The 8,465-nt window shown below is 33.6% G+C and carries 3 protein-coding genes; all 3 read left to right on the plus strand.

Annotation, left to right across the window (positions count from 1 at the left end; genetic code table 11):
• Nucleotides 1-417 precede the first annotated feature (417 nt).
• Nucleotides 418-4,143 carry a DNA-directed RNA polymerase subunit beta gene (gene rpoB, locus J6Y29_01260; GenBank protein ID MBP5426520.1) on the plus strand — a complete coding sequence of 1,242 codons (3,726 nt, stop codon included), beginning with the start codon at nt 418-420 and terminating at the stop codon, nt 4,141-4,143.
• A gap of 18 nt (nt 4,144-4,161) precedes the next feature.
• Nucleotides 4,162-7,659 carry a DNA-directed RNA polymerase subunit beta' gene (rpoC, locus tag J6Y29_01265; GenBank protein ID MBP5426521.1) on the plus strand — a complete coding sequence of 1,166 codons (3,498 nt, stop codon included), beginning with the start codon at nt 4,162-4,164 and terminating at the stop codon, nt 7,657-7,659.
• A 533-nt stretch (nt 7,660-8,192) separates the two neighbouring features.
• Nucleotides 8,193-8,465: hypothetical protein (locus J6Y29_01270; protein ID MBP5426522.1), on the plus strand; the 273-nt coding region annotated here is incomplete at its 3' end.

An 8,465-nucleotide genomic window follows, 5' to 3' on the forward strand; every position in this document is an offset into this window, starting at 1 on the left:
TACATATTTACAATTCAGTGGGAGTTCAAGCTCCGACTGAATTATAACGCTCCGCGTGGATGCACACGGATTTGAATGGTAAGTTGTACCCGTAGGGTACACAAATCCGGCGCAGCAATACTCGCAAGCTCGTATTGACTGAATATTAATTTTTTGTTCTAGGTAATTATAGATAAAAAACCACATCGAAATAAACATGTTTTTATTATAATTTTACAAAAGTTAATTTAATTGTGTATTTTAGTTGACTAAAATTTTCTAGAATGATATAATTGCATACTGTATCAAAATGTATTTTAATATTTGAAAGATATTAGATTGATATAATTTAAGTTGCTTTAAATGTACTTTGAAAGAGATTAAATATGAGGTACAAGAAGTAGCACTCCAAAAAGAAATAATATGAGGTGATATTTAATGGTACGTCCTGTGCATATGGGTAATGTGGTGAGAATGAGTTATTCTAAAATTGATGAAGTTCTGGATTTACCTAATCTTATTGATGTTCAAAAAAAATCCTATAAGTGGTTTTTAGATGAAGGATTAAGGGAAATATTTAAGGATATTTCTCCAATAACAGATTATGCGGGTAATTTAATACTTGAGTTTGTTGATTATTTTTTAGATAATAAAATTAAGTATAGTGTCGAAGAGTGTAAAGAGAGAGATACAACATATTTTTCTCCACTAAAGGCAAAAGTTAGACTTATCAATAAAGAAACAGGAGAAGTAAAAGAACAAGAAATTTTCATGGGAGACTTCCCATTAATGACAGAAACTGGAACGTTTATTATTAACGGTGCAGAGAGGGTAGTTGTAAGTCAGTTAGTTAGATCTCCAGGGATTTATTATGCTGAAAAGTTTGATAAGACAGGTAAAAAATTATATTCAAATACAGTAATACCTAATAGAGGTGCATGGTTAGAGTATGAAACGGATTCTAACGATATAATATCAGTTAGAGTAGACAGAACTAGAAAATTACCGGTAACAGTTTTAATTAGGGCACTTGGAATTAGTACTGATGCAGAAATTTTGGATTTGTTTGGAGAAAACGAAAGTTTACTTGCTACTATTCAAAAAGATAATACTAAAACAAGAGAGGAAGGTCTTTTAGAAATTTATAAAAGATTAAGACCTGGTGAACCTCCAACAGTGGAAAGTGCAGAAGCTTTAATAAATAGTTTGTTTTTTGAACCTAAAAGATATGATTTAGCAAAGGTTGGAAGATATAAATTTAATAAAAAATTATCTATTGCTACAAGAATTACTGGACATAAAGTTGCAGAAGATATTGTAAATTGTAGTACTGGTGAAATAATAATAGAAAAGAATGAAATAATAACTAGAGAAATAGCTGAAGTTATTCAAAATTCAGGAATAAATAGTGTTGTTTTAGATGTTGAAGGTAAATTAGTAAAAGTTATAGGTAATAATACAGTTGATTTGTCAGCATTTGTAGATTTTAATCCTGAAGAAGTTAAGATAACTGAAAAAGTAAGGTATGATGTACTGCAGTCTATATTAGAAGAAAATAGTGCAGAAGAAGATATAAAAACTGCTATAAAAGAAAGATATGATGAGCTTATACCTAAGTTTATCACAATAGAAGATATAATTTCTTCTATAAATTATATGATTAATTTAACTTATTCTATTGGAGAAGTTGATGATATAGACCATTTAGGAAATAGAAGACTTCGTTCAGTTGGAGAGTTGTTACAAAATCAATTTAGAATAGGTTTAACAAGATTAGAAAGAGTAGTAAGAGAGAGAATGACTGTACAGGATATGGATATAGTTACGCCACAGGCACTGATTAACATACGTCCAGTTGCAGCAGCTATAAAAGAGTTTTTTGGTAGCAGCCAACTTTCGCAATTTATGGATCAGACTAATCCTTTGGCTGAACTTACTCATAAGCGTAGGTTGAGTGCATTAGGACCTGGTGGATTAAGTAGAGAGAGAGCTGGATTTGAGGTTCGTGACGTTCACCATACACATTATGGCCGTATGTGTCCAATAGAAACACCAGAAGGACCAAATATAGGTCTTATTGGTTCACTTAGTACATATGCAAGAATAAATGAATATGGTTTCATAGAAGCACCATACAGAAGAGTAGATAAGAAAACAAATGCTGTCACAGATGAGATAGTTTATCTTACAGCTGATGAAGAAGATAGATATGTAATTGCGCAAGCGACAGAACCATTGACTAAGAATAATGTGTTCAAAAATAAACAGATTATAGCACGCTATAGAGATGAAATATTGCAAGTTGATGTTGATAGAATAGATTTTGTAGATGTTTCGCCAAAACAATTGGTATCAGTTGCTACTGCTATGATTCCATTTTTGGAAAATGACGATGCAAACCGTGCATTGATGGGTGCTAACATGCAACGTCAGGCAGTACCTCTTATAAAGCCAGATTCACCAATAGTTGGTACTGGTATAGAATATAAAGCAGCTTGTGACTCAGGTGTTGTTGTGCTTGCAAAAAATGATGGTGTGGTTGAGTATGTATCGGCTGATGAGATAGTTATTAGAATTAAAGGTGGAAAAAGGGAAGTGCATAAACTTCTTAAATATAAACGTTCTAACCAAGGAATGTGTATAAATCAAAGACCTATTATAAAAAAAGGTGAGAATGTTAAAAAAGGACAGGTAATAGCTGATGGACCATCTACATGTAAAGGTGAGATATCGTTAGGAAGAAATATATTAATAGGATTTATGACTTGGGAAGGTTATAACTACGAAGATGCTATATTAATAAATGAAAAATTAGTAAAAGAGGATGTATTTACATCTATACACATAGAAGAATATGAAGCAGAATCTAGAGATACTAAATTAGGACCTGAAGAAATAACTAGAGATATACCTAATATGAGTGATGATTCGCTAAAAGATTTAGATGATAGAGGAATAATAAGAATAGGGGCAGAAGTTAGATCTGGAGATATTTTGGTGGGTAAGGTAACACCAAAAGGAGAAACAGAGTTAACAGCTGAAGAAAGATTACTTCGTGCGATATTTGGAGAAAAAGCTCGTGAAGTAAGAGATACATCTCTTAGGGTACCGCATGGAGAGTATGGAATAATAGTTGATGTGAAAGTATTTACAAGAGAAAATGGGGATGAATTATCGCCAGGAGTTAATCAGCTAGTTAGAGTATACATAGCACAAAAGAGAAAAATATCTGTTGGAGATAAAATGGCAGGAAGACATGGAAACAAAGGGGTTATATCAAGGATATTGCCTGAAGAGGATATGCCGTTTTTACCGGATGGAACACCATTACAGATAGTACTAAATCCTTTAGGGGTGCCATCTCGTATGAATATTGGACAGGTGTTGGAAGTTCACTTAGGTTATGCAGCAAAGGCACTTGGATGGAAGATAGCAACACCAGTATTTGATGGAGCTACAGAGCATGATATAGTAGAAACATTAGAAAAAGCTGGTCTTAGCCCAGATGGTAAGACAGTATTATATGATGGTAGAACAGGATTGCCTTTTGATAATAGAGTAACTGTTGGGTATATGTATATGTTAAAGCTAGCACACTTAGTTGATGATAAAATACATGCAAGATCAACAGGTCCGTACTCATTGGTTACACAACAGCCATTAGGAGGAAAGGCACAGTTTGGTGGTCAAAGATTTGGAGAAATGGAAGTTTGGGCTCTAGAGGCATATGGAGCAGCATATACATTGCAAGAAATTTTGACTGTTAAGTCTGACGATGTTATAGGAAGAGTAAAAACTTATGAGGCTATAGTAAAAGGTGAAAATATACCAGAGCCTGGTATACCAGAGTCGTTTAAAGTTTTGATAAAAGAACTTCAAAGTTTAGCACTTGATGTTAAGGTTTATTCGGAAGAGCAAGAAGAAATTGCAATAAAAGAGTCAGTTGATGATGAACTAGAAGAAATGAATATAAATATTGAAGGCGATGAGGACGAATTTTTAGATGATGATGATTTTCTAGAAGATGAAGAAGACGAAGACCAAGATGATAGTAACGAAGAAGATGATTATGAAGATGATGTTTTATTGCAAGATGGAGAATTAGAGGAAGATTCAATACAAGAAGATGATGAGTCAGATGTATTTGAAGAAGATGAATTTTAGAGAAGGGGAGATTTAGCCGTGGTTGAACTTAATAATTTTGATTCAATAAGGATTGGTTTAGCTTCTCCTGAAAAGATACGAGAATGGTCTAGAGGAGAAGTAAAAAAGCCAGAGACAATAAATTATAGAACATTAAAACCAGAAAGAGATGGACTTTTTTGTGAGAGAATTTTTGGACCCCAAAAGGATTGGGAATGTCATTGTGGGAAGTATAAAAGAATACGATATAAGGGCATAGTTTGTGATAAATGTGGAGTAGAAGTCACACGTTCAAAAGTTAGAAGAGAGAGAATGGGGCATATAGAGTTAGCTGCTCCAGTGTCTCACATTTGGTATTTTAAAGGAATCCCAAGTAGAATGGGACTATTATTGGATATGTCACCACGTTTTTTGGAAAAAGTTTTATATTTTGCTGCGTATGTGGTAATAGATCCAGGGCAAACACCTTTATCTAAAAAACAAATATTAAATGAAAAAGAATACAGAGATAGTATAGAAAAGTTCGGAGAAAATTTTAAAGCTTGTATGGGGGCTGAAGCTATAAGAGAACTATTAAGAGAGATAGATTTGGATGCTATGGCACTTGAATTGAAAAAAGAGTTGGATGAGTCATCAGGACAAAAAAGAGTAAAAGTTATAAAAAGGCTTGAAGTTGTAGAGGCATTTAGAAGATCAGGGAATAAACCTGAATGGATGATATTAGATGTAATCCCAGTTGTTCCGCCTGAACTTAGACCTATGGTTCAATTGGATGGTGGAAGGTTTGCAACATCTGATTTAAATGATTTATATAGAAGAGTTATTAATAGGAACAATAGGTTAAAGAGATTATTAGATTTAGGAGCACCAGATATAATAGTAAGAAATGAAAAAAGAATGCTTCAAGAGGCGGTAGATGCGTTAATAGATAATGGTAGAAGAGGTAGACCAGTTACAGGCCCAGGAAATAGACCATTAAAATCATTGTCAGATATGCTAAAAGGAAAGCAAGGAAGATTTAGACAGAACCTATTGGGTAAGCGTGTTGACTATTCTGGAAGATCTGTTATTGTTGTAGGACCAGAGCTTAAAATATATCAATGTGGATTACCAAAAGAAATGGCTTTAGAATTGTTCAAACCATTTGTTATGAAGAAATTGGTTAATGATGGATTAGCGCATAATATAAAGAATGCAAAAAGGATGGTAGAGAGGGTAAAACCAGAAGTATGGGATGTGTTGGAAGAAGTTATAAAGGGACATCCAGTGCTGTTAAACCGTGCGCCTACATTGCATAGATTGGGGATACAAGCTTTTGAGCCTGTTTTAGTTGAAGGAAGGGCTTTGAAATTACATCCTTTGGTTTGTACTGCTTATAATGCCGACTTTGATGGAGACCAAATGGCAGTTCACGTGCCATTGTCAGCAGAAGCACAGGCAGAAGCAAGATTTTTGATGTTATCAGCAAATAACCTTTTAAAACCACAAGATGGAAAGCCTGTAACAGTACCTACACAGGATATGATTTTAGGAAGTTATTATTTAACATTAAAGAAGAAAGGTGAAAAAGGGGAAGGAAGTATATTTAGTTCTCCAGAAGAAGCAGTGTTAGCTTATGATGAAGGCGTTGTAGCACTTCATGCAGATATAGTTGTAAGAATGAGTAAGGAAATTGATGGAAAAGTAATTAAAAAGAGAATCAAGACTACAGTTGGTAGACTTATATTTAACGAAGCAATTCCTCAAGATTTAGGCTTTGTTGATAGAAGTAATCCAGATAATTTATTTAATTTGGAAATAGATACTTTAGTTGATAAGAAATTCTTAGGAAAGATAATTTATAATTCAATAAAAGTACATGGCACAACTGATACAGCTATATTATTGGATAAGATAAAAGCACTAGGATTTAAATATTCAACTAAAGGAGCAGTTACAATAAGTGTCTCTGATATGGTTATACCAGAAGTAAAACAAAAGTATATAAAAGAGACAGAGAGCAATATAGAAAAGACAATAAAACAATACAAGATGGGGTTAATGTCAGAAGAAGAAAGGTATAATAGTGTAATATCGGCTTGGACTAAAGCTTCTGAAAAGATAACAAAAGCGCTAATAAATAACCTTGATGAATTTAATCCAGTTTATATGATGTCTCAATCTGGAGCTAGAGGTAACATAAATCAGATAAAACAGTTGGCAGGTATGAGAGGTCTTATGGCTGATACATCAGGTAAGACAATAGAAATACCAATAAAAGCAAACTTTAGGGAAGGGTTAAATGTGTTAGAGTTCTTTATTTCTACACATGGAGCAAGAAAAGGTTTGGCAGATACAGCGTTAAGAACTGCGGATTCTGGTTATTTAACAAGAAGATTAGTTGATGTATCACAGGAGGTTATAGTAAGGGAAGTAGACTGTGGAACAAGAAAAGGTATAGAAGTTTATGATGTTAAAGATGGATCTGAAGTTATAGAAAGTTTGGCTGAAAGATTAGTTGGAAGGTATGTAGCAGAGAGAGTGTATCATCCAGAAACAGGAGAACTTTTATTAGATACAGGGAAACTTATAACAGATAAAGAAGCAGAACAAGTTGTTAAAGCAGGAATAAAGAAAGTGAAGATAAGATCTGTTTTAACTTGTCATTCAGAGTATGGAGTTTGTGCAAGATGTTATGGTGCGAACTTGGCGACAGGTGAAGAATGTAATGTTGGTGAAGCTGTTGGTACAATAGCAGCCCAATCAATAGGAGAACCAGGAACACAGCTTACAATGAGAACATTCCACACAGGTGGAGTTGCTGGAGACGATATAACACAAGGTTTACCTCGTGTAGAAGAATTATTCGAAGCGAGAAAGCCAAAGGGCCTTGCAGTTGTAACAGAAATTGCTGGTAAGGTTAAGATAATAGAATCTAAGAAAAAGAGAGAAGCAGTTATAGTGGCGCCAGATGGAGATGTAAGAAATTATTTAATTCCTTATGGAGCGAGATTAAAAGTGCATGATGGGGATGAAGTAGAGGCAGGAGATGAATTGACAGAAGGTGCAGTAAATCCACATGATATTTTGAAGATAAAAGGAGTAAAAGGAGTTCAAGATTATTTGTTGCAAGAGGTTCAGAGAGTGTACAGATTGCAAGGTGTTGATATAAATGATAAGCATATTGAGGTAATACTGAGACAAATGCTTAGAAAAATAAAAGTAGATGAAGCAGGGGATACTAATTTATTACCAGGTTCTTTGGTTAATATATATGATTTTGAAGAAGAAAATGCTAGAGTAGCGAGTCAAGGGTTAAGAGAAGCAGAAGGAAAGCGTACGCTACTTGGAATAACAAAGGCATCGTTAGCGACAGATTCATTCTTGTCAGCGGCATCATTCCAGGAAACAACAAGAGTGTTAACTGAAGCTGCAATAAATGGAAAAATTGATCCATTAGTAGGATTAAAAGAAAATGTGTTGATTGGTAAATTGATACCAGCGGGAACAGGTATGAGTAGGTATAAGGATATAACAGTAAGTTCCGCAACAGAGTAGTAAAATTAAACATTTCACAAATTTGTGACACATGGTAGTAATTTTAATTATGTGAGAGTATTCACAGTTTGCCATCGTCTAACCTATATTTTTAAGGTTGTTCGGTGGCAAAAATTATTATTAAGATGTTATCAGAAAGTATAACATAAGCACAGAAATGTCCCATAGCTCTAAATTTTTTAGCTTAGGTAGTGGGGTAACATAATTTCAATTGGGGTGTAAGTTCAACCAACTAATTATGCTTGAGCCTTGATGTGCACGGATGTGCATATGTATTTTGTGCTAAATAACTAGTATGCAAATCTGGCATGCAAGATTTAACTCGAAAATTTTTATTGATATTTTTTTTGTATAAAAAAGGGTTTTTATGGCAAAGTGTTGAATATGTAAAGTGGGATTAGAATTGAATTGGAGAAGTATTATATGAAAAAACAGGCAAAAAAGTATAAAATATTTTTAAAGATTGAAGGCAAGTAACGGCAGAAGCTTTTCTTAAACAATATTTATGATAAGAGTTAAGGGAGGTGAGATTTGTGAGTATAGGGATAGGGCGTGAATGGGAAAGAGATCTTAAAGAGATAAAAAAAGAGATAAAAAAACATGATAAATCAGGTAACATATCAGAAGAAAAAATAAATGATGATATAAAAATCGAGATACCAAAAATAAATAAACTAGATAAAGCAATAAATGAGGTAAGAGAAAAAGATAACAAATTAGAGAGCGCATCAGAAGAAAAAATAAATGATGATATAAAAATCGAGATACCAAAAATAAATAAACTAGCTAAAGCAATAAATGAGGTA

The sequence above is a fragment of the Clostridiales bacterium genome (genome assembly GCA_017961515.1).
Lineage (GTDB): Bacteria > Bacillota > Clostridia > Acetivibrionales > RGIG10202 > RGIG10202.